Source organism: Clostridium sp. Marseille-QA1073 (assembly GCF_054863625.1).
Genome location: NZ_JBSVQM010000030.1, coordinates 1 through 22,084, shown reverse-complemented (window position 1 = coordinate 22,084; position 22,084 = coordinate 1). Strand labels below are relative to the sequence as shown.

Sequence of the window (22,084 nt, the reverse complement as noted above, 5' to 3'; positions counted from 1 at the left end):
TTACTAAGGCTGGAGGAATCAGAATGAGGAACAATGAATTTATAAAAGAACATGGGCTATTTACTAGCTTAGTAGTTTCAATGATAGGTATAGGGGTATTTTATGGGCCAGCTTCTGTTGCTAAGATTGTGGGTCGCGACGGTTGGATTTCAGCTTTAATTATGGGAGTAGTATTATTTTTACTTCTTTATATAATTAACCATCTTATGAAACTTAATGATTATAGAGATATTGTAACAATTTTAAACAATACTTATGGAAGAATATTAGGAAACATAATATCCCTAGCTTATGCAATTGTAATGATTTATATATTATCCATTTCACTTAGGACTTTTGCTGATGTTATAAACATGTACTTACTTCAAAAGACACCAAGGGAATTTATAATTGTAATTATGATTTTCATAGGAGTTTATTTGGTAAGAGGGGGACTTATGAATATAGTAAATTTTAATGAAATTACATTTTGGATTATGTTTATTCCAACTGTTTTTATATTACTACTTAATATTCCAAACTCAAATTTCACTATGTTACTTCCAATGCTAAGGGAAAAGCCTATATCATATGTAAAAGGAACTTTAGATGTACTTTTTTTAGTCAATGGTTTTTGTATAGTGTTTGTACTGCTTCCACATGTGAAAAAAAAAGAAAGTATAACTAAAATATTTAGAAGCAGTAGTATTTTTATAGCACTATTTTATGCTATAACTTTTATATTTGTAATTTCCACGCTATCTGTTGAACAAACGGCAGAGCGAATATTTCCTACAATAACTATGCTTAAATCCATAAATATAAGAAGTGGCATATTGGAGCGTTGGGATGCATTGGTTATGGCATTATGGATATTGTTTTATTTTACTACTTTTTGCAATACATATTATTTTTCTTCTTATATAGTAAAGAAAGTCTTAAATTTAGAACATATAAGAGTTGCATCAATATTATTTATACCTGTTATTTATATAGCTGCATTATACCCTGAGAGTATGATAGAAACACATAGTGGAGATATTAGCATATCTAAAATGATTTTTATAATATCTATAATTGTGGTTATGATTATATCTTATTTGATAAGTTTACTTAAAAAGAAAAGGAGCATAAAAAATGAAAGCTAAAAAATTTTTCATAATTTTTATAATGTGCTTACTTTTAACAGGTTGTTGGGATAATGTTGAAATAGATAAAAGAGCTTTTGTATCAACTATTGCAGTGGATATAGGTGCAGATATTAATAGAGTAAAAGAATTAAAGAATATAGGATCAGAAGAAGCTTTTTCAGAAAAGCCATTATCGATTATTGAAGTTACTTATGGGTTTCCTGATATAAGAAATTTAAACCCACAAAAAGGAACTGCAGAGGAGATAGCCATAACTACTAGTGGCTACTCTATGACAGATACTTATTTTAAAGCTATTGCTCAAAGTAGTAGGGCATTACATTTTGGACATACACAATTATTAGTTATAAGTGATAGGTTATTTAGTTATCCAGAAGTATTAAAAGAAGTATTTGATTATGTGGAAAGAGATGCTATTTTAAATAGATCAATGATGATAGTAATTGTAAAAGATGTGGCTAAAGATTACGTTAATTATAAACCTACAATGGAAGAAAATTTAGAATCTTATATCTTAGGTATTATGAGCAATAATAGTAGATATGGAGCAATCATTCCTGTCACTTTACATAATTATTTAGAGGATGTAAAAAAGCAAGATAGTATGTTGCCTTATATTGTATTAGAAGAAGAAAAAGAACCAGAAGAAGAAAAAAAGAAAAAAGAAAAAGAGAAAGAAAAAGCAGATATGACGCAAGAGAAGAAAAAGAAAAGTACAAATGAAAAAGAGGAATTAAAAGCAAAACAAGATTTATCACTTTCAGGAATGGCCATAATTAGAGATTTTAGCATAATTGGATATGTCAACGATGTTGAAACTCAAGATATTCAGATAATTAGAGGTAAGTTAGGATCGGGAAAAAAAGTTGTGTATAGAGATGGGCATCCAATTGATTATTATATAGATGAAAATGTAAGTAAAGTTAAGGTTGATTATAAAGAGGGGAAATTGTTTGTAAATTATAATATAACAAATGAAGGAGCTATTAAAGGATATTATAAAGGGGCTAAACTCTTAAATGAGAAAGATATTAAGGAGATTAAAGAAGATTTAAATGTATCGATGAAAAAAGAATTAGAGGAAGTAGCAACAAATCTTCAAAAAGATATAAAAGCTGATTCTCTAGAAATTAGAGAGTATATCAAAAGATATAAACCTGAATTATGGTCAGAGATAAAAGATAAATGGAATATCTTATACGAAAATGCTGAGATAACTGTAGATGTAAATAATAAGATAATGAATGTAGGAGTAGTAGATTAATAATTAAAAATTGATTTTAGATTATTAAGGTTAAAAGTAATTATTAGTATTAAAAAATAACTAGTTAATGTATTGATGTATATTGTGGCGTATTATGTTATAGATTTCTATTTAATAGTATTACTATTATAAAATATAACCTGTTCTGACACAAAATATCTTTTTATATTTAACTAGTTATTTTAAATGTCTTATAAAATAAATACTAAAATACTGTATATAAAAAATATAACTGGAAATAATTGTAATATAACAATAAAAGCAATTAGGGGGATTTAAATATGAAAAAAATGATGTCAATTTTGTTAGCTTTAACAGTCATTATTACAATGTTTGCAGCTTATAAATCAAATTCTATTAAAACAACAGATGTATCTATAGAGGATATTTCTAATAAACTTATAAGGTTTCATGTAATAGCAAATAGTGATAATGAAAGTGATCAAGCATTAAAACTCCAAATCAGAGATAGAGTTTTACAATATATATCACCCAAATTAAACAATTCAAAATCTATTGAAGAGTCAAGACAAATATTAGACATAGAAAATGAAAATATATTAAATATAGCAAAAGAAGTAATAAATGAAAGTGGATATAGTTATGATGTGGAAAGTACGCTATCAAAGGGATATTTCCCTGTTAAAACCTATGGAAACATAACTTTACCACAAGGAAAGTATGAAGCTTATAGAATAATTATAGGCAGCGGAGAAGGTCAAAATTGGTGGTGTGTAATGTTTCCTCCACTTTGTTTTGTAGATGTTACTAAGGGTTCAATTGCTTACGAGGAAACTGAAAAACAAATGAAAGAGGTTTTAAACGAAAAAGAATATAATAAAGTAAATAACTTGGTTAATGGCAACCAAGGTGTAGATCTAATAGATAACTCAAATGATAATAATATAGTAATTAAATCTAAAGTTTTTGAGATATTTGAAAGTGTGTTTAAGTAAACTCCCCAAACTTAATATAAATAGTACAAATAGAAAATAAGTCTAACTTTCTAAAAAAGTTAGACTTATTTTTTATAATTACAAACTACATATATTTCAAGAAAATAATTAATTATTATACTATTAGGCTTTTCCTTCATAACTTTTAACTCGCAGATAAGGATTTTTGTTATGGAAACTAAAATCATGTATAAGTTAAATTTTCATTAAGGAACCATATAAAAGTAATTCTTATATATTAATATTTAACAATGTTGTTTAATGATGTTATTATATGTAAATTTATAATGTAGTTCAGTTAAAAAAGTATTAATTGCTAATTATAATTTTAATAATTTTCCTTGATAAAGTTAGTGAAAATAAATAAACTATATTGTAGCAGTAATTATGATAGAGATTCCAAATTAAAACAAAAGAGTATTATAATAATATGAATTTAAATTTAGGAGAGATGTTAAATGAAGAGAAAAGTAGCAGTATTATTTGGTGGACAATCAACAGAACATGAAGTTTCAAGAGTATCTGCCTCTTCTGTATTAAGACATATAGATCAAAGTAAATATGATATATATCCAATAGGAATTACGAAAGATGGCAAATGGTTTGAATACTCAGGAAAAATAGATAATATTGAAAATGGAGATTGGGAAAAGGATGAGTTTCATAAAAGTCCTAATGGAGAAAAAGTTATTTTCAATAAAGAAGTAGAAGTAGTTTTTCCTGTTCTTCATGGACAATTTGGTGAAGATGGAACAGTTCAAGGATTATGTAAATTGCTTAATATACCTTGTGTTGGCCCAGGGATAATGAGTTCAGCTCTTTGTATGGATAAGATATATACAAAATATATATTAGAGCATGCTGGAATAAAGCAAGCTGATTACGTAGTTATAACTAATTATAATTATAAAACATCAAAAGATGAATATATAAAAAAGATAGAAGAAAAATTAGGATATCCTGTATTTGTTAAACCTTCAAATAGTGGATCATCTGTAGGTATAACTAAGGCTCATAATAGAGAAGAACTTGAGGTTGGATTAGAAGAAGCATTAAAGCATGATAGAAAGATATTAATAGAAGAAGGATTAAATGCTAGAGAAATAGAGGTTGCGGTTTTAGGTAATGAAGATCCTAAAGCATCAATACCAGGAGAAATCATACCTGCTAAAGAATTTTATGATTATGAAGCAAAGTATCAAAATGCAGCTTCAAAATTATTGATACCTGCAGCTCTTGATGAAAAAAAGTTAGATTTTATAAGAGAACAGTCAGTAAAAATATATAAATCGTTAGATTGTGCAGGAATGGCGAGAGTAGATTTTTTAGTAGATAAAGATACGGAAGAAGTATATTTAAATGAAGTAAATACAATTCCTGGTTTTACTCATATAAGTATGTACCCTAAAATGTGGGAAGCAACAGGATTATCTTATAGTGATTTAATTAGTGAATTAATAGAGCTTGCAATGGAAAGAAATAATAGATAATATATTTAATTAATGGACAATTGACAATTAAAGTAGAAATTAGTTCTAATCAAACTAATTTCTATAACTGATTTTAAACTAGTAATACAATTACTAATTTTTATCACAGATAAGTTACTGTGTAACTTAAAGAAGAATCAATTTTAAATTTCTCAGCTTCTGATGAGAAATATCCATAAATTGTCCATTGTCAATAGTCAATTCTCAATTGTAGAAGGGTGCAGTATAGTTCGGAACAAAATCTGTTTACTTAACTGGAATAATGGAAATAAGTAATACGATTAAAGTATTAGCTAGTTTATTAAATGTTGGTAATTGTGAATTGAATTAAGTTGTAAACTAAGGTGTGACAAAGTATAAATTGAACTAAATGGGGGAGAGAACATGACAAAGGCTTTAGCAATGGTTTCAGGTGGCTTAGATAGTATACTAGCTGCAAAGCTAATAAAGGATCAAGGAGTGGAAGTTATCGGTATTTGCTTTAAGTCACATTTTTTTAATGAAGAGAACGCTAAAAAGATGGTTAAGCAAATTGATATACCACTTGAAGTAATAGATTTTAGTGAAGAACATTTTAAAATGGTGAAAAAACCTAAACATGGATATGGAAAGAATATGAACCCATGTATAGATTGTCATGCAATGATGATGAGATATTGTAGAGAGCTATTAGAAAAGTTCAATGCGGACTTTATAATAACAGGTGAAGTCTTAAATCAAAGGCCTATGTCTCAAAATAGAAGTGCTCTAGATAAGGTTAAAAATGAAAGTGGAATAGGAACTAAAATATTAAGACCTCTATGTGCTAAAAATCTTCCAACTACAGAAATGGAAGAAAAGGGATTAGTAAATAGAGAAAATCTTTTAGATATTCAAGGAAGAAATAGAAAGGTCCAAATGGAACTTGCTAAGCAGTGGAATATAGTTGAATATCCATCGCCAGCAGGAGGTTGTAAGCTTACAGAACCTAACTATTCTAGACGATTAAAAGATATATTAGAAAGTCAAGGAGATGCATCTGATAGGGAATTAGAACTATTAAAAATAGGAAGACATTTTAGGATAGGTACCAACTCTAAGATTATATCTACAAGAACAGCAGTAGAAGCAGAAATCTTAAAAAATCTTTTAATTAAGAATGATACTATATTTTTAGCAGCAGATTTTAAAGGGTCAATGGTTGCTATAATTGGTGAGCCGACAGAAGATGATATAGAATTAGCAGCAAAAGTAACAGCACGTTATAGTAAGGGGAAAGATGAAGAGTTTGTCACTGTTAAATATGGCAAGTATGGCAAGCCGTCAAATAGTATAATAAAAGTAAAAACAGTAAACGATAATGAACTTGAAAAATATATAATTAATTAGTGAGGAAGATATATGGTTGATAATGCTATAATAACTTTAAATAGTAAACAAAATGATGAAGAAGAAATTAAAGTAGTAACTCCAGGAGTGTTTTATGAAGAAGAAGGGGTATTCCATGCAAAGTATGAAGAAACAGAAGTTTCAGGTATGGAAGGTACTACTACTATATTAAAAATAGAAAAAGAAAAATTTTCTCTTATAAGAGAGGGTAGTATAACTACTAATATGAATTTTGAAAAAAATCATCAAGAAGATATTTTATATAGTACCCCTCATGGAGGATTATCTTTAAAACTTAGAACTAAAGCTTTAAAGATTGATATTAATAATGATGGGGGTAATGTACATATAGAGTATGAGATGGTAGTCCAAGGCCAAGAAGTTCTATATACAACATTAGATATAAATATTAAGAAATTATAATATTAAGTATATGTTATGGTTTAATAAATATTTTTTAAATTGATATTATAATACAGATAATAATATATATTAAAGATTAAAAAAAGGTGACCTAGGTCACCTTTTATTGTTGTTTGTATTTGTGTATTTAACCCAAAAGAAAATATATAAAAATAAAAAAACAAAAAACACTAGCATAAATCAAAAAAATATGATAGTATAGTACTTGTTTTTTAAATATAAATATCCCATTATACGATAGGGTAATTCCTATTATAATAAAACTATTTTAATTTGTCAACATATTTTAATAGAAAAATTATTGTTGTTTTTATATTATAATATGTTGACAAATTAATGTGTAGCTAAAATTAGTTAGGAGGAGTTATTATGAGCACAAAATATGTATTTGTTACAGGTGGAGTTGTTTCTTCTTTAGGAAAAGGAATTACAGCGGCCTCTTTAGGAAGGTTATTGAAAAATAGAGGACTAAAAGTTTCCATACAAAAATTTGATCCTTATTTAAATATTGATCCAGGTACAATGAGTCCATATCAACATGGAGAAGTTTTTGTAACTGATGACGGTGCAGAAACAGACTTAGATTTAGGACATTATGAAAGATTTATAGATGAAAACTTAAGTAAAAATAATAACGTAACTTCAGGAAGAGTGTATTGGTCAGTAATTTCTAAAGAAAGACGAGGAGATTATTTAGGTGGCACTGTTCAAGTAATTCCTCATATAACAAATGAACTAAAAGATAGAGTATATAGGGTTGCAAAAGAAAAAGATGTTGATGTAGTTATAACTGAAATTGGTGGAACTGTTGGAGATATAGAATCATTACCATTTTTAGAAGCTATAAGGCAAATAAAATATGAAGTTGGGAGAGAAAATGTATGTTTTATACATGTTACATTAGTTCCGTATTTAGGAAAAGCAGGTGAACTTAAAACAAAGCCAACTCAACATTCAGTTAAAGAACTAAGATCAATAGGAATCCAACCAGATATAATTGTTTGTCGTTCTGAAAAAGAAATTTCAAATGATTTAAAGGATAAAATAGGGTTATTTTGCAATATACAAGGTTCTTCAGTAATACAAAACTTAGATGCTGAAAATTTATATGAAGTTCCATTAATGTTACATAATGAAGGATTAGATACATTAGTATGTGAAAAACTGGGGTTAAATTCAAATCCTATAGATAATAGTGAATGGATTGACATGGTCAATAGACTTAAGAATTTGAAAAGAAATGTTAAAATTGCTTTAGTAGGTAAGTATGTAGAATTACATGATGCTTATATATCAATTGTTGAAGCATTGAATCATGGTGGATTGAATAATGATGCTAAAATAGAAGTTAAATGGGTAAATGCCTCTGAAGTTACAAGTGATAATGTAGAAGACTACTTAAAAGATGTAGATGGAATATTAGTGCCTGGTGGTTTTGGTGATAGAGGGGTAGAAGGAAAGATAGAATCAATAAAATACGCAAGAGAAAATAAAATACCTTTTCTTGGTATATGTTTAGGTATGCAATGTGTTGTCATAGAATATGCTAGAAATGTATTAGGGCTTAAGGGTGCCAATAGTGCAGAGCTTATGCCAGGAACGCCTTATCCAGTAATAGATTTAATGCCAGATCAAAAGGAAGTAGATGAAAAAGGTGGTACTATGAGACTTGGGTTATATGCTTGTAGATTAGAGAAAAATACAAAAGCTTATGAAGCGTACAATGATGAAGTGATATACGAAAGACATAGACATAGATATGAGTTTAATAATCAATTTAAAAAACAATTAATAGAGTCTGGATTAATATTAAGTGGAACAAGCCCTGATGAAAGATTAGTAGAAATAGTTGAGATAAAAGAGCATCCATGGTTTGTAGCTTCTCAGTTCCATCCAGAATTAAAATCAAGACCAAATAAACCTCACCCATTGTTTAGTAATTTTATAAAAGCTGCCCTTAAAGAAAAATAAGATAAATAAAAAGTTCTCCATTTTATAAGGAGAACTTAAAACAATTGAGAATTGAAAATGGACAATTGACAATTATGATTGAAATTAATTTTAATCAAATTAATTTCTTTAATAGATTTTTTAATAAAAGTGACTATGTTACGTAAAAAAGAAATCAATTGAAAACTTCTCTTATAAAAGAGAAGTATCGATAATTGTCCATTGTCAATAGTCAATTCGTATTACATAAGGTAGAAATTTTAATAATTTAATAACACAATTATATAAATCTATAGATTAAATTCAAAAATAGTGCATCCGTATATCTTTTTTAAAACAGATAATATAGTTATCTTAGCTTAAATTTACTTACCTGATCTAAAACTTCTCTAACTTTAAAAGCTAAATTCTGAGAAGTAGATGCCACTTCTTGAGATGAAGCTGATGTTTCTTCAGATGAAGCTACTATCTCCTGTGAAAAAGCGGAAACTTGTTGAGCAATAGCCGAACTTGAATGGATTTTATCTAATATAGAAGCCTTTTTATCTATAATGTCAATAGTATTATTATTAACAGCTACAATTCTAGGACTCATTTCTTCAACAGATTTTGTGATTTCTTTAAAAGATTCAATGGCTATATCTATATTTGATTTTTGATTTTCTATTTCATTTTTCATATCATCAGCAGTTTTTAACATTTTATTTGATTCAATAGAAATATTCTCTATAAGTTTGCTGATTTTTTGAGAAGAGGTTTTAGATTGTTCAGCCAGCTTTCTGATCTCATCAGAAACTACAGAAAAACCTCTTCCTGCTTCTCCTGCTCTGGCAGATTCTATTGCAGCATTTAAAGCTAGTAAATTTGTTTGCTCTGAAATGCTATTAATTAAATCTGTAATTGAAGATATTTGTGATAAGTATGTTTCTGCTCTTGACATTATGTCTGTTAGCTTAGAGAAGGATTCAGAGGTGTTTTTCATGGATAAATTAAGATTCTCCATATCTTTATTACTTTCAGTTGCTTTAATATAAATATTTAAACTATTAATTTCTACTTCCTTTATAGATTCTATCATATTATTAAGATCATCATTTAAATCATTCATTAAGGTAGTAATATACAATAAATCTTCTGCTTGTGAAAGAGTACCTTTTGATACATCTTGAATAGTAGCACTCACTCCGTCAGAAGCATATGAAAGTTGTTTAGAAATATTTGATAACACCTCGGAAGCGTCAGTTATATATTGGGCTTTATCTTTTATTACAGTAATCATATCGCATATATTATCTTTAGTTGATTTTAATGAAGATTTCATCATTCCAAATTCATCATTTCTGGATTCGTTAATCTTTATAGATAGATCTCCTTTTGAGAATACATCTAAAAGTTCAACCATTTCCTTAGAAGATTTTTTAAGTCTTGAAACTATTAATATTGAGGCTAGAATATTAATAAATATAACTATTGATAAAATTATAAGAAAGTTTATTATTGTATTTTTATACACTTCACTATTTTCATTAATTATATTATTAGCATTATCTAGTAAGTGAAGTCTAAGATTATTTAATATGTTTTCTAAATCATCTCCTATTTTGCTTAAATCATTTATTCTATTAGTTGATATGGTTTTTCCCTGCTTTAAATCTTCTTTAATTTCTAACCAGCTATTCCAGTAATCATTAAATAAATCTTTATATGAACTAAAAAGAGTCATTTCAGTAGAATCCATATTTATGCTTAAGTAATTTTTAATTTCATCTTCTAGATCACTTTTTTGGGAATTTAGAGCCTTTTCCAAATCAGCATTATAAGAAGTTATATTTTTTAATACATAAAGTCTAAGATTTATAAAGTTAGCTCTCATATTTGTTACAGTAGAAAGTGATGTAATAGATTTTGAAGATAATTTAACGGAATTATCATTCATTTTTTTTATGCTTAGAGTACCATCTCCACCTAAAATAAGAGTAGATATACTAGATAAAATTACTAGTATTATGGTGAGTGTAGCAATCTTGATATTCTTTAATTTTTTAAAATCCATTTTATTTTATTTCCCCCTCTTAAATAAAAATAGTTCCAACAAATGTATATAATACAATTACATTTTATTCATATTATGTAATGAAGTCCAATATATTTTTAAGATAAACTTATTTTGAATACAAAAGGAGTATAATTAAAATAGAATAAATCATTAAACTTGAAATATAAAAATAGAAAAAACAAATAAAACATTTGAAAAAATATTGCAAAAGATATATGGTATATGTATAATAAGGCACTGTAACCTTACTAATAGTTGTTGTTTTTTAGAAATATATAAAACACCAAGTATTTATAATACGTATTAAAAGTATTCCAATTATTTCTTGAAAAATATGGATAAAACTCTTTAAATAGGATATAATTTAACCTAACAATATTTACATATGTATCATAGAGAATAATTTTGTACTTAAAATAGATAATTTAAGAATTCGGAGGTGGAAATTCTCATGAGTAAGGACTTAGATGAAATGAATCTTAGCGAGCTTAAGGAACTTGCAAAGAGCTTAGGGATAAAAAATATTTCTAAGTTTAAAAAAGCTGAACTTATACAAGAGATAAAAAAAGTGTCGCCAGTATCAATAGAAAGATCAGGAATTATTTTAAGAGAGAGAATTAGCCCTAAGGAAAGTAAAATTGAACAAGAAGTAGCAGAACCTGAATATAGTAGAATAGAAGTAGCTAATAAGGAACTTCAAAGAGAAGAAGATTCTACAGATTTTGAAGAAGAAAAAACTGAAACAGCTCAAGAAAAAAAAGAGAGACTTAGAGAGTTAATAAATGAATCAGACACAGCAAAAGGTGTATTAGAGATAAGTGATAACGGAAATTTTGGATTATTAAGATCCAACAATTACTTAAGTGGACCAGATGATATATATGTATCACTATCACAAATAAGAAGATTCAATTTAAAAACTGGAGATGAAGTAGAAGGAAAAGTCAGAATACCAAAAGAAGGCGAAAAATATAAAGCGTTATTGTTTGTTCAAAGTATTAATGGGGAAAATCCAGAAAAAGCTTCTAGAAGAACATCTTTTGAAAAGCTTATCCCAATATATCCAACAGAAAGAATCAAACTTGAAACCAATTCTAATGATTTATCTTCCAGACTTATGGATATCATATCGCCAATCGGAAAAGGGCAAAGAGGAGTTATAGTTGCTCCACCTAAAGCAGGTAAAACGACTCTTTTGAAGAAAATTGCTCAAAGCATATCCACAAATCACCCAGAAACCAAATTAATAGTTTTACTGATAGATGAAAGACCAGAAGAAGTTACGGACATGCAAAGATGTATTCATGGAGATGTTATTTACTCAACTTTTGATGAAGAGCCAGAGCATCATGCTAAAGTAGCATATATGGTACTTGAAAGAGCGAAAAGGATGGTTGAACAGGGGCAGGATGTTGTAATATTATTAGATAGTTTAACAAGACTTGCAAGAGCGTATAACCTTACAATAACCAGAACAGGAAGAACCTTATCTGGAGGACTAGATACTGGTGCTCTTTTAATGCCAAAAAAATTCTTTGGTGCGGCTAGAAATGTTGAAGAAGGTGGAAGTTTAACTATACTTGCAACGGCATTAGTAGAAACTGGAAGCAGAATGGATGATATGATTTTCGAAGAATTTAAAGGTACAGGAAATATGGAAGTTCATTTAGATAGAATTCTTCAAGAAAGAAGGATATTTCCTGCTATAGATATATATAAGTCAGGAACTCGTAGAGAAGATCTATTATTAAATAAATTAGAATTAGAGATTACATATAGTATTAGAAAGCTTATGTATAACGAGGGGAATTCTCAAGCAGTAACTGAAAAGCTTATAAATCTTCTGTCAAAAACTAAGAGTAATAAAGAGTTTTTTGAAATTTTAAGTAAAAATACAGATTTATTAAAGCAATAAATAGAGATGAACAATTAAAAATTGTTCATTATGAAGTAAAAAGTCGTGATAGCTTATCACGACTTTTATATATAAGTTTGTCCATAAAAAAATAAAAGCAAGAAACTACATTTTCTTGCCTTATATATTCATTACTATTCGCTTTTAATGTTGAATTTTTTCATGAATTTATCAACTCTTCCACCAGCATCAACAATCTTTTGTTTTCCAGTGTAGAATGGATGACATTTTGAACAGATTTCAACTTTTAGTTCATCTTTTACTGAACCAGTTGTGAAAGTGTTTCCGCAAGCACATTTAACTACTGTATCATGATTGTAATTTGGATGTATTCCTTCTCTCATTATCTTCACCTCTTTCGAACATACTTACCCGTATTGTCAACTACTTGATTATAGCATAATTTAAAACTTTAAGTCAATAAATTTAAAGCCTAGTGTAGAAATTTCCAACAATTTTTATTAAAGCTTAATTTGATTTACAGTTAATTATAGATTAAAATAAATTATACGATTTTGTAATAGTGAAAACATCATAATATATAGGAATTCAATGTGAAAACTTAAAATAAAATTTATTAAAAAAACTCCAAAGGCGTTAGCAACGGAGTTTTATCCATAATTCTTCATTTTTCATTCTTAATTTTTAATTCATGGTAAAAATTTTATTATGGAAATTAAAATCATGCATAAGTTAAATTTTCATTGTGGGATCCTATAGTTATGTTTTTGTGTTAAAAAGTGGAGGTAATTATAATGAGCAAACTTTATTTTAGATATGGTGCTATGAATTGTGGAAAATCAACAAACTTATTACAGGTAGCTCATAATTATGAAGAAAGAGGTATGAAAGTACTTATAGTAAAACCTAAAACTGATACTAAAGGAGGAAATAAGGTAGTTTCACGATTAGGTGTTACAAGAGAAGCAGACCTTTGGGTACCAAGTGATGTAAACTTATATGATGAAATAGGTAGATATATAGAAGAGAATGGCCCTATAGATTGTATCTTAGGAGATGAGGTACAGTTTTTTAAAGCGAAACAAATTGATGAACTTTTTGAGATTGCGGTTAAAATGAACATACCAACTATATGTTATGGATTAAGAACAGATTTCCAAATGAGAGGCTTTGAGGGAAGTGAGAGACTGCTACTTTTAGCGCATAGTTTAGAGGAATTGAAGACTATTTGTAATTGTGGAAAGAAAGCTCTATTAAATGGAAGAATGATTAATGGAAAGTTCGTTTTTGAAGGTGAACAGATTGCTATAGATAAAGAAGACAATGTAGGATATGAGGCGCTTTGCCCAAAATGCTATTTCGAATATAAAGATAAGTATGAGAGAGAGAAATAATTAAATACTTATTGAAAATATATTTAAACCTGAGATATTAAATTGATTTTTTAAAATAAAATATTTTAAAAATAACTAGTGATATTTTAGTACAGTTTATACCATACTGTATGATAAAATCTTAATTCTATAGAATAATCTAAATATTTTAAAATAAAGCAAATAATTAGATAGGCAGGTGTTTATGTGAATAAGGATTTAAGCTTGAAAAAAAGAAAGACTTCTGTAGGAGGTCAAGCTGTAATAGAAGGAGTTATGATGAGAGGAGCTAAAGGCATAGCTACTGCTGTAAGGGTTACTAATGGAGAAATTAAAGTTGAAAGTGAAAGTTATGTAAGTAACACCAAAAAAAATAAAATATTATCTCTACCTATAATAAGAGGATTTGTATCTTTAATTGAATCTTTAATTATAGGAATAAAAAGCCTTAATTATTCAGCATCATTATTTGAAACAGAAGAATCGGAAGAAAGTAAATTTGATAAATGGTTTGAGAGAACCTTTAAGGATAAAGGACAGGATATAATACTTGGAATTTCATTAATAATATCTCTTGGTTTTGCAACACTATTATTTTTTATACTCCCAACCTTTTTAGCTAATGTTACCAAAAACTATATAAAAGATAGTCCTCTAATATTAAATATGGTAGAAGGAATAATAAGAGTAACTATATTTTTTATATATATTGTTGCAATAGGAAAAATGAAGGATATACAAAGGGTTTACATGTATCATGGTGCAGAGCATAAGTCAATTGCCTGCTATGAAAGTGGAGAAGAGTTGACACCAGAAAATGCTAAGAAATTTAGTAGATTACATCCAAGATGCGGAACAAACTTCTTATTTCTAGTTATGATTATAAGTATATTAATATTTTCATTAACAGGTTGGGAATCAATATCACAAAGAATTATTTCTAGAATATTATTGCTTCCAGTAGTATCTGGTGTAACTTATGAGATTATAAGATTTTTAGGAAAAAGCGAAAGTAAGTTATCAAGAATTATTGCAAAACCAGGGCTTATGCTTCAAAATCTAACTACAAAAGAACCAGACTTAGAAATGATAGAGGTAGCAATAAGAGCTCTAAAAGAAGCGGAAGGAATAGAAGATGAGGCATTAAGTGAGGTAGCTTATGAAAATAGCAACATTATTAACTAAAGGTTATGAAATATTAAAGGACAATCAAATTGAAAGTTACATGATAGATGCTAATCTTTTACTCTGCCATGTTTTGAAGGTAGAAAAACTGTATATAATGATGAATAGAGATATTGAGGTCTCTAAAGAAGATGAAGAAGAATTTTTATCTCTTATAAAACTTAGAAGTGAAAAAATGCCTATAAAATACATACTAGGAAGTTCAGAATTTATGGGGTTAGATTTTCATGTTAAAGAAGGGGTTTTAATTCCAAGGCCAGACACGGAAACATTGGTAGAAGAATGTATAAAAATTATAAAAGAAAATAATCTTAAATATATATGTGATGTTTGTTCAGGCAGTGGTGCAATAGGAATTTCTATTGCACATTACATAAGTAATTCAAATGTTATTCTTTATGATATAAGTAAAGTAGCGTTAGAGATAGCAGAAAAGAATATAGAAAAGTTAGGGGTAAGAGAGAGATGTAAGGTTTACTATAGTAATTTATTAAATAGAGGAATAGAAGAAAAGAAAATCTTTGATATGATAGTTTCTAATCCACCTTATATAAGAAAGGACGAAATTGAAACTTTAATGGAGGATGTTAAAAATTATGAACCTCATCTAGCATTAGATGGTGGAGAGGATGGTTTAGACTTTTATAGAACAATTACTTTAGAAAGTAAATATACTTTAAAAAGTGGAGGATATCTGGCCTTTGAAATAGGTCATGATCAGAAAGAAGCAGTGACAAAGATTTTAAAGGAAAATGGGTTTGAAAATATCTATTCTTTAAAAGATTTATACCAAAATGATAGAGTTGTAATTGGTCAAATATTTTAGAAAATTTCTAGTATATTTTACTAATTATTTTAACTTAGATATTACAGTGAAATTTTTATTTCATAAATTGCAAACAAATTATTTTATTGGTATAATGATATGATGTAGAATAATAGTATTTAAGTATTTACGATAAATTAAACTAGATTTTAGATAAATTTAAATTGATTATACGGAGTGATAATTTTATGTTAGATAGATTGGATTTTATTGAAAATAAGTATGATGAACTTTCAAACAAAATAAGTGACCCATCTGTTATGGCTAACCAAAAAGAATGGCAAAAGCTTTGTAAAGAACATTCTGATCTTGAAGCTATTGTAACAAAATATAGACAATATAAAACATCTTTAGAAGATTTAGATACTAATAAAGAAATGCTAAATGAAGAATCAGATAGAGAAATGAGAGAAATGATTCAAGAAGAAATAAAAGAGCTTAATGAATCAATAGAAGCATTAGAAGAAGAATTGAGGATTTTATTATTACCTAAAGATCCTAATGATGATAAAAACGTGTTTATAGAAATAAGAGGAGGAGCTGGTGGAGACGAAGCTGCACTATTTGCTGCAAATCTTTTTAGAATGTATACAAGATATGCTGAAAGAAATAGATGGAAAGTTGAAGTAATGAGTGCAAATGAAACTGATATTGGCGGTTTCAAAGAAGTTGTATTCATGGTTAAAGGCGACAAGGCTTATAGTAAGCTTAAGTACGAAAGTGGAGTTCACAGAGTGCAAAGAGTTCCAGATACAGAGTCAAGTGGAAGAATTCATACATCAACAGCTACTGTTGCAGTTCTTCCTGAAGTTGATGATGTTGATCTTGAAATTAATATGAACGATATAAGAATAGATGTGTTTAGAGCATCAGGAAACGGTGGACAGTGCGTTAATACTACTGACTCAGCAGTAAGAATGACTCACTTACCAACAGGACTTGTAGTATCATGCCAAGATGAAAAATCTCAGCTTAAAAATAAAGAAAAAGCGCTTAAAATATTAAGAGCTAGATTATTTGAAGCAGCAGAGGCTGAAAGACTTGCAGGTATAGCTGAAGATAGAAAAAGTCAAGTTGGTACAGGGGATAGAAGTGAAAGGATTAGAACCTATAATTATCCTCAAGGAAGAGTAACAGATCATAGAATAGGTTTAACACTATATAAATTAGAAGCATTCCTTGATGGAGATATAGACGAGATGTTAGACGGATTAATCACAACTGACCAAGCAGAGAAAATGAAAGCAATGGGAAATAATGATTAAAAATTAGATATCTTAAAAGTAACTAACTGATATTTTATATCAGATATTTTAACTTACTACTTATATAGCAGTATAAATAATTATTTATATCTAATTTAATGTTTAGATAATAGAATATTTTTAACAATATGTTTACTAAATTGTTATGTTTTAATTAGCTAAATTAATTTATTATTATTATGGAGTGTGAGATTATGGACATAAATAAAGCTCTTAAGAAGCAAAAAAAATCTTATAAAAGGTTTATGCTGTCTATGGGCTTTATTTTTATTTTATTGCCAGTGGTATTATTTTACTCTAAAAAGTTTAATATCTTTTTTATTATATATTTATTAGTAACGGAATTTTTAATATTTCAAGCTATGTTAATAAGATATAATGAAAATTATTTAGAGTTTGGACAGAAGGATGATAGACTTTTTATTGAAACAGGAATATTAAAAATTAAATATAACATCATAATAGATAAGATTGCAATAGTTCATGCTGTTCCCAGTGATAAATATTTTAATATTATGATTATAACCAAATCAAAGTTTAGAAATAAAAGGATTTATCAAATAAGTCCTAAATTTTTGCGAAAACAACGTACAGTAGCAAAATATTATAGTAGAGTAAGATTGCTAGAGGAAGATCCGTATTTTTACTTTATAATTAGAAAAGGTGGAATTAAAAAGTATATTTTACTTGAGTATTTATATAAGATGTGTGTAAATGCAGTTTTCACTGACAGCGCAGTAGAAATAATAAAAGAATGCAGAAGATAAGAATAAATTTCCCTAACCTAAAATAAATTGATAGTAATAGAATTGGTAATGATAGTTTATAGTTTACATTTAAAAATCTGATTTGTATTTTACATCAGTGTCTAAAATAGACTAATATACTAACTAAGTCTTTTTAAAGATACATTATAAAGAAAGCATTAGAATTGTAAATTATTAATTGTCATGGGGTTAGGGGGACGCACATGAAAACTGTAATTTATGTAGGTTTATTTTCTGCTTTAGTATCTCTTGCAGGAACACTTTTAGGTGCAGCTTTAGGAGTCTTTATAAAGAATCCTTCTAAAAAATTGATGGGAACAATTTTAGGAATAGCTACAGGTATTATGGTATCCATAGTTTTTTTAGAGTTAATACCAGAAGCTTTAAATTATAATGGATTTATTAATACATTGTTGTTCGTTTTGTTTGGTATAATAATTATATTATTAACGGATATGCTAAGTAAGGAAACAAGCCTTCATAAAGATACACATATGAAAGTTGCTTTTTTAATGGCATTAGGTATTATGCTTCATAATTTTCCAGAAGGGCTTATTATGGGATTTGGTTTTTTAAAAGAAGCAGATTTAGGTATAAAGATGAGTATATTGATTTCAATTCATGATATGCCTGAAGGGCTTGCTATGGCAACTCCTCTTATTATTTCAGGAGTTAAGCCTTCTAAAATATTGTTCTACGCTTTTTTAGTTGCATTGCCAACAGCTATAGGAGCATGGTTAGGAATTATTTTAGGAACTATTTCACAAGCAATATTAGGAAAGTGTTTAGCTTTTGCCAGCGGTGTAATGCTTTATGTTATTTTTGGTCAAATGCTGCCAGAAAGTAATGAACTAACAGATGATTTTACTACTACCTTATCAATACTTGGTGGTATAGTTTTAGGATTTATAATGTTAAATGTAATTTAGACATCTTCAAAAAATAACAAGCCAGTATGTTAACCTATTTTACATCATACTACGCTCATAGAACCTACTCATAGTACACTATGAGTAGAGCCTGACGCCTTGTCTGATGTAAAATAGACTTACATCTTTGACTTATTATTTTATTTCAGATATCTAGGGTATCTTCGAAAAAATAATATAGCAATATATTAGTATGCTAGCCTATTTTCCATCATACTACGTTGTCAGAATCCACACATAGCACCACTATGAGCAGAACCTGAGGCCTTATCTGATGCAAAATAGACTTACATCTTTGATTTATTATCTTCTTTCAGATACCTTAAACAATAGAAAATTTAGGGGAGTAAATATATGGAAACAAAGGTTGCAAATTTATTTGAAGAAAATATAGATAAAGATATAATAAGGGAAGCAGGGAATGTGATAAAAAATGGAGGAACTGTAGTTTTTCCTACAGAAACTGTATATGGATTAGGAGCAAATGCATTAGATAGAGAAGCAGTAAAAAAGATATTTATTGCTAAAGGCCGTCCTCAAGATAATCCTCTTATTGTTCATGTAGCAGATTTTGATATATCTCCTTATGTCAAAAATGTACCAGAGGTTGCTAAAGAAATAATGAATAAGTTTTGGCCAGGACCAATAACTATAATATTTGAAAAAAGTGATATAATTCCAGAGGCTACCAGTGCAAACCTTTCAACCATAGGTATAAGAATGCCATCAAACGAAATAGCACTTGAGCTTATAAAGGCATCCAATACTCCTATAGCAGCACCTTCTGCTAATATTTCAGGCAAACCTAGTCCTACTGATTTAGAGAGTTGTATAGAAGATTTGGATGGGAAAGTTAATTACATTTTAGGTGGTAATAGAAGTGAAGTAGGTTTAGAATCTACTATTGTAGATTGCACATCATCACCACTTTGCATATTAAGGCCAGGTGGTATAACTATAGAAATGCTTAGGGAGATTGATAAAGATGTTTATATAGATCCTATTATAACTTCAAAACCTACAAAAGAATTTAAACCTAAAGCGCCGGGAATGAAGTATAGACACTATGCACCTAAGGCTCCAGTAAAAGTTTTTAGAGGAGATATTAAAAAAACTATTGCAAAAATCAACGAAATGATGTTAAATTATATAGAAAATAATAAAAAGGTAGGAGTAATAGCTACAGATGAAACTATAGAAAATTATAAACTAGGTACTGTAGTATCTTTAGGAAGTAGAAAAAATTTAGAGGATGTAGCAAAAAACTTATTTAAAGTTTTAAGAAGTTTTGATCATAGTGATGTTGATGTTATACTTTGTGAGGCATTTACAGAAGAAGGTGTAGGCCTTGCAATAATGAATAGATTAAACAAAAGTGCTGGTTTTGATATAATAAATCTATGATTAAAAAAATTGAAATTAGAGAGTGAGAATAAAAATTATATTAAAGTTTTGATTTACTTTAAGATTATTTAGTATAATTATATAAGCTTTAAAGGGAGGAGTAATTATGAAGATATTATTTATATGTACGGGAAATACCTGTAGAAGTAATATGGCGGAAGCGCTTTTCAATTATCATTGCAAATTAGAAAATGTATCTGCAATTTCAGCAGGTTTATTTATTAATCCTTCTTCTAAAACTTCAATACATACCTCAAATCTCTTAAAAAATAAGTATAACATTGATATTAGTAATAGAGATGCAGTTCAATTGAATATTGATATATTAGAACAAGCTGACTTGATTTTAACTATGACAACCTATATGAAAACTTATTTAATTACGGAGGTACCCCAGTTTAGTGACAGGGTATTTACCTTCAATGAGTATATAGGAAAGTCAGGAGATGTAATTGATCCTTTTGGAGGAGACATTGGCATATATTCTAAAACTTTTAATGAATTAGAAGAGAATGTTCTATTGCTTATTGAGAAAATAAAAAAAGATACTAGTATTTAACTAATATCTTTTTTTTATAATAATAAATAGAAAACAATAAAGTTCGGAGGTGCAAATATGAGAATAGCATTAGGTAGTGATCATGGTGGATTAGGCTTAAAAAATGAAATCATAAAACATTTACAAGCTAAGGGGCATGAATTGCAGGACTTTGGAACTAACACATCAGACTCTTGTGACTATCCAGATTACGCATTAAAAGTAGCTGAGGAAGTAGCAGCTAAAAATTTTGATTTTGGAATATTAATTTGTGGTACAGGTATAGGAATAAGTATAGCTGCAAATAAGGTTCCAGGAATAAGAGCAGCTCTTTGCAGTGATACTTTTAGCGCACATGCAACAAGGGAACATAACAATGCAAATATATTGGCTTTAGGGGAGAGAGTTGTTGGTAAGGGCTTAGCTCTTGATATAGTTGATACTTTCTTAGATGCTAAATTTGAAGGCAATCGTCATCAAAACAGAATTGATAAAATTACAGAAATAGAAAAAAAATACAACAAGTAGGAGGCAAAATTCATGAGTAAAGTAATACAAATAACACATCCATTAATACAACACAAATTAGCTATTATAAGAGATAAAAATACAGGTGCGAAGGATTTTAGAGAGTTAGTTGAAGAAATAGCTATGCTTATGGCTTATGAGGTTACTCGTGACATACAAGTTGAAGATGTTGAGATAGAAACTCCAATATGTAAAACAACTTGTAAAATGCTTTCAGGAAAGAAGCTTGCGATAGTTCCAATATTAAGAGCAGGATTAGGTATGGTTGATGGAATGCTTAAACTTATACCAGCTGCTAAAGTAGGTCATATAGGAATGTATAGAGATGAAGAAACATTAATGCCAGTAGAGTATTTCTGCAAATTACCGCAGGATATAGAGGAAAGAGACGTAATTGTAACAGATCCAATGCTAGCTACTGGTGGTTCAGCTATAGATGCAATTTCTGCATTAAAGAAAAGAGGAGCTAAGAATATAAGACTTATGTGCTTAGTCGCTTCACCAGAAGGAGTAGAAGCTGTTCACAAAGCTCATCCAGAGGTTGATGTATATCTAGCAGGACTTGATGAAAAATTAAACGATAAAGGATACATAGTACCGGGTCTTGGAGACGCAGGAGATAGACTTTTCGGAACAAAATAATTAATTATAATTGATAAACTGTTGGCAAGATAAATATGCCAGCAGTTTTTATTTATGAATTTTGATACTTTCCGCTATCTTCATAACATCTCCACATGTATTCTTTATAATAAT

20 protein-coding genes are annotated in these 22,084 nt (G+C 28.4%); 18 read left to right on the top strand and 2 right to left on the bottom strand.

Annotation, left to right across the window (positions count from 1 at the left end; translation table 11 throughout):
- Positions 1-23 precede the first annotated feature (23 nt).
- The 7 genes from ACY1IQ_RS18930 (at position 24) to ACY1IQ_RS18900 (ending at position 8,602) form a co-directional block, all read left to right on the top strand.
- The gene (locus ACY1IQ_RS18930; RefSeq protein WP_461615442.1) at positions 24-1,127 is read left to right on the top strand and encodes a GerAB/ArcD/ProY family transporter; all 1,104 of its coding nucleotides are present in this window, start codon (positions 24-26) and stop codon (positions 1,125-1,127) included.
- Entirely contained in the window at positions 1,117-2,394 is a 1,278-nt protein-coding gene (locus ACY1IQ_RS18925) for a Ger(x)C family spore germination protein (protein ID WP_461615441.1), read from the top strand. Before ACY1IQ_RS18930 ends, ACY1IQ_RS18925 begins: the two co-directional genes overlap by 11 nt.
- A 281-nt stretch (positions 2,395-2,675) precedes the next feature.
- Positions 2,676-3,350 (top strand): stage II sporulation protein R, encoded by a 675-nt coding sequence (spoIIR, locus tag ACY1IQ_RS18920; RefSeq protein ID WP_461615440.1) that lies wholly within the window; start codon positions 2,676-2,678, stop codon positions 3,348-3,350.
- 458 nt (positions 3,351-3,808) lie between these two features.
- Positions 3,809-4,840, top strand: coding sequence for a D-alanine--D-alanine ligase family protein (locus ACY1IQ_RS18915; protein ID WP_461615439.1), 1,032 nt, complete (start codon positions 3,809-3,811; stop codon positions 4,838-4,840).
- 384 nt (positions 4,841-5,224) lie between these two features.
- Positions 5,225-6,208, top strand: coding sequence for a tRNA 4-thiouridine(8) synthase ThiI (locus ACY1IQ_RS18910; RefSeq protein WP_461615438.1), 984 nt, complete (start codon positions 5,225-5,227; stop codon positions 6,206-6,208).
- 12 nt (positions 6,209-6,220) lie between these two features.
- On the top strand, positions 6,221-6,631 hold the full coding sequence (locus ACY1IQ_RS18905; protein WP_461615437.1) for a YwiB family protein: 411 nt from the start codon (positions 6,221-6,223) through the stop codon (positions 6,629-6,631).
- Positions 6,632-7,000: 369 nt separating this feature from the next.
- On the top strand, positions 7,001-8,602 hold the full coding sequence (locus tag ACY1IQ_RS18900) for a CTP synthase (RefSeq protein WP_461615436.1): 1,602 nt from the start codon (positions 7,001-7,003) through the stop codon (positions 8,600-8,602).
- Between the two features lie 328 nt (positions 8,603-8,930).
- Here ACY1IQ_RS18900 and ACY1IQ_RS18895 read toward each other — a convergent pair whose 3' ends face one another.
- Positions 8,931-10,634 (bottom strand): methyl-accepting chemotaxis protein, encoded by a 1,704-nt coding sequence (locus tag ACY1IQ_RS18895; RefSeq protein WP_461615435.1) that lies wholly within the window; start codon positions 10,632-10,634, stop codon positions 8,931-8,933.
- Positions 10,635-11,088: 454 nt separating this feature from the next.
- On the opposite strand from ACY1IQ_RS18895, the gene rho reads away from it, so the two are divergent.
- Positions 11,089-12,552, top strand: coding sequence for a transcription termination factor Rho (rho, locus tag ACY1IQ_RS18890; protein ID WP_461615434.1), 1,464 nt, complete (start codon positions 11,089-11,091; stop codon positions 12,550-12,552).
- Between the two features lie 134 nt (positions 12,553-12,686).
- On the opposite strand, the gene rpmE is transcribed toward rho, so the two are convergent.
- A complete protein-coding gene (gene rpmE / locus ACY1IQ_RS18885) occupies positions 12,687-12,896 on the bottom strand; it encodes a 50S ribosomal protein L31 (RefSeq protein WP_291563339.1) in 210 nt (69 codons plus the stop codon).
- Positions 12,897-13,307: 411 nt separating this feature from the next.
- On the opposite strand from rpmE, the gene ACY1IQ_RS18880 reads away from it, so the two are divergent.
- From ACY1IQ_RS18880 to upp, 10 genes are all read left to right on the top strand, one after another.
- Complete coding sequence (locus ACY1IQ_RS18880) at positions 13,308-13,907, top strand: thymidine kinase (protein WP_461615433.1); 600 nt, start codon at positions 13,308-13,310, stop codon at positions 13,905-13,907.
- A gap of 255 nt (positions 13,908-14,162) precedes the next feature.
- Entirely contained in the window at positions 14,163-15,071 is a 909-nt protein-coding gene (locus ACY1IQ_RS18875; protein ID WP_461615458.1) for a DUF1385 domain-containing protein, read from the top strand.
- On the top strand, positions 15,046-15,897 hold the full coding sequence (gene prmC, locus ACY1IQ_RS18870; RefSeq protein ID WP_461615432.1) for a peptide chain release factor N(5)-glutamine methyltransferase: 852 nt from the start codon (positions 15,046-15,048) through the stop codon (positions 15,895-15,897). The genes ACY1IQ_RS18875 and prmC overlap by 26 nt, the downstream gene beginning before the upstream one ends.
- Before the next feature lie 188 nt (positions 15,898-16,085).
- Positions 16,086-17,162, top strand: coding sequence for a peptide chain release factor 1 (prfA, locus tag ACY1IQ_RS18865; RefSeq protein WP_461615431.1), 1,077 nt, complete (start codon positions 16,086-16,088; stop codon positions 17,160-17,162).
- A gap of 194 nt (positions 17,163-17,356) precedes the next feature.
- On the top strand, positions 17,357-17,929 hold the full coding sequence (locus ACY1IQ_RS18860; RefSeq protein WP_461615430.1) for a hypothetical protein: 573 nt from the start codon (positions 17,357-17,359) through the stop codon (positions 17,927-17,929).
- Between the two features lie 203 nt (positions 17,930-18,132).
- On the top strand, positions 18,133-18,858 hold the full coding sequence (locus tag ACY1IQ_RS18855; protein WP_461615429.1) for a ZIP family metal transporter: 726 nt from the start codon (positions 18,133-18,135) through the stop codon (positions 18,856-18,858).
- A 354-nt stretch (positions 18,859-19,212) separates the two neighbouring features.
- Positions 19,213-20,262: an L-threonylcarbamoyladenylate synthase gene (locus ACY1IQ_RS18850; RefSeq protein ID WP_461615428.1), complete on the top strand. Its 1,050-nt coding sequence runs from the start codon at positions 19,213-19,215 to the stop codon at positions 20,260-20,262.
- 106 nt (positions 20,263-20,368) lie between these two features.
- Positions 20,369-20,821: a low molecular weight protein arginine phosphatase gene (locus ACY1IQ_RS18845; protein WP_461615427.1), complete on the top strand. Its 453-nt coding sequence runs from the start codon at positions 20,369-20,371 to the stop codon at positions 20,819-20,821.
- Positions 20,822-20,878: 57 nt separating this feature from the next.
- Positions 20,879-21,328 carry a ribose 5-phosphate isomerase B gene (rpiB, locus tag ACY1IQ_RS18840; RefSeq protein WP_291563361.1) on the top strand — a complete coding sequence of 150 codons (450 nt, stop codon included), beginning with the start codon at positions 20,879-20,881 and terminating at the stop codon, positions 21,326-21,328.
- A gap of 12 nt (positions 21,329-21,340) precedes the next feature.
- Positions 21,341-21,970 carry a uracil phosphoribosyltransferase gene (gene upp / locus ACY1IQ_RS18835; RefSeq protein ID WP_461615426.1) on the top strand — a complete coding sequence of 210 codons (630 nt, stop codon included), beginning with the start codon at positions 21,341-21,343 and terminating at the stop codon, positions 21,968-21,970.
- Positions 21,971-22,084 lie beyond the last annotated feature (114 nt).

Bases quoted from the DNA above. Each gene is read 5' to 3' on its own strand.
- prmC (WP_461615432.1), top strand. From the start codon at position 15,046: ATGAAAATAGCAACATTATTAACTAAAGGTTATGAAATATTAAAGGAC.
- ACY1IQ_RS18905 (WP_461615437.1), top strand. From the start codon at position 6,221: ATGGTTGATAATGCTATAATAACTTTAAATAGTAAACAAAATGATGAA.
- ACY1IQ_RS18910 (WP_461615438.1), top strand. From the start codon at position 5,225: ATGACAAAGGCTTTAGCAATGGTTTCAGGTGGCTTAGATAGTATACTA.
- ACY1IQ_RS18850 (WP_461615428.1), top strand. From the start codon at position 19,213: ATGGAAACAAAGGTTGCAAATTTATTTGAAGAAAATATAGATAAAGAT.
- ACY1IQ_RS18875 (WP_461615458.1), top strand. From the start codon at position 14,163: ATGATGAGAGGAGCTAAAGGCATAGCTACTGCTGTAAGGGTTACTAAT.
- ACY1IQ_RS18855 (WP_461615429.1), top strand. From the start codon at position 18,133: ATGAAAACTGTAATTTATGTAGGTTTATTTTCTGCTTTAGTATCTCTT.
- spoIIR (WP_461615440.1), top strand. From the start codon at position 2,676: ATGAAAAAAATGATGTCAATTTTGTTAGCTTTAACAGTCATTATTACA.
- upp (WP_461615426.1), top strand. From the start codon at position 21,341: ATGAGTAAAGTAATACAAATAACACATCCATTAATACAACACAAATTA.
- ACY1IQ_RS18860 (WP_461615430.1), top strand. From the start codon at position 17,357: ATGGACATAAATAAAGCTCTTAAGAAGCAAAAAAAATCTTATAAAAGG.
- rho (WP_461615434.1), top strand. From the start codon at position 11,089: ATGAGTAAGGACTTAGATGAAATGAATCTTAGCGAGCTTAAGGAACTT.
- rpiB (WP_291563361.1), top strand. From the start codon at position 20,879: ATGAGAATAGCATTAGGTAGTGATCATGGTGGATTAGGCTTAAAAAAT.
- ACY1IQ_RS18915 (WP_461615439.1), top strand. From the start codon at position 3,809: ATGAAGAGAAAAGTAGCAGTATTATTTGGTGGACAATCAACAGAACAT.
- ACY1IQ_RS18895 (WP_461615435.1), bottom strand. From the start codon at position 10,634: ATGGATTTTAAAAAATTAAAGAATATCAAGATTGCTACACTCACCATA.
- ACY1IQ_RS18900 (WP_461615436.1), top strand. From the start codon at position 7,001: ATGAGCACAAAATATGTATTTGTTACAGGTGGAGTTGTTTCTTCTTTA.
- rpmE (WP_291563339.1), bottom strand. From the start codon at position 12,896: ATGAGAGAAGGAATACATCCAAATTACAATCATGATACAGTAGTTAAA.
- ACY1IQ_RS18925 (WP_461615441.1), top strand. From the start codon at position 1,117: ATGAAAGCTAAAAAATTTTTCATAATTTTTATAATGTGCTTACTTTTA.
- ACY1IQ_RS18930 (WP_461615442.1), top strand. From the start codon at position 24: ATGAGGAACAATGAATTTATAAAAGAACATGGGCTATTTACTAGCTTA.
- ACY1IQ_RS18845 (WP_461615427.1), top strand. From the start codon at position 20,369: ATGAAGATATTATTTATATGTACGGGAAATACCTGTAGAAGTAATATG.
- ACY1IQ_RS18880 (WP_461615433.1), top strand. From the start codon at position 13,308: ATGAGCAAACTTTATTTTAGATATGGTGCTATGAATTGTGGAAAATCA.
- prfA (WP_461615431.1), top strand. From the start codon at position 16,086: ATGTTAGATAGATTGGATTTTATTGAAAATAAGTATGATGAACTTTCA.